Below are 549 nucleotides of genomic sequence, written 5' to 3'. Positions count from 1 at the left end.
CGTAAACACAGCTGCAAATCGCCTTTGCAAGCGTTTCAGCTTCTTTTTCAGATAGAGAGGCAGTCACCAACGCAAATTCCTCACCACCGATTCGCGCTAAGGTTATTCGTTCGTCAGTCAGCGATTTTGCCGTGTCGGCAACAGCGACAATCGCTTGGTCACCGATTAAATGGCCGTATTTGTCGTTTATCGATTTAAAGTCATCAATATCAAACACCATCACGGTTACGTTTTTTTGCAATGAACTCAGCGTTGCCAGTCGCTCGATCAAATGCCTGCGATTATAAAGTTTGGTGAGCGGATCCGTCAGCGTCAGTTCAAGCAATTGCTGATTTGCGAAGGTAAGCTGTTTGGTTCGTAGAGTCACCATTCGCTTAAGGGCGAAGATATGGTAAAGCGTGGCAATAACCATGATGAAAATGGCAATTGGCAACAGGTAAATGGGATATACCGTTTTGACCAAACTCCAACGATTGAGGATCCGTTCTTTGTCTGAGTCGATGATTTTTTCAAAGTCGTGGGAGATTTTCGTCACTGGAACCGAACTGT

Annotated in this window: 1 protein-coding gene; it reads right to left on the bottom strand. The window is 45.0% G+C overall.

The window, feature by feature from the left end; all coding sequences use genetic code 11:
- Window positions 1-549: GGDEF domain-containing protein (locus R7E78_RS29570; protein WP_318059074.1), on the bottom strand; the 549-nt coding region annotated here is incomplete at both ends.

This window comes from Vibrio sp. YT-19(2023), from assembly GCF_033337395.1.
Note: the sequence above shows the minus strand (reverse complement) of the source record. Positions and strands in the feature narration are given on the sequence as shown.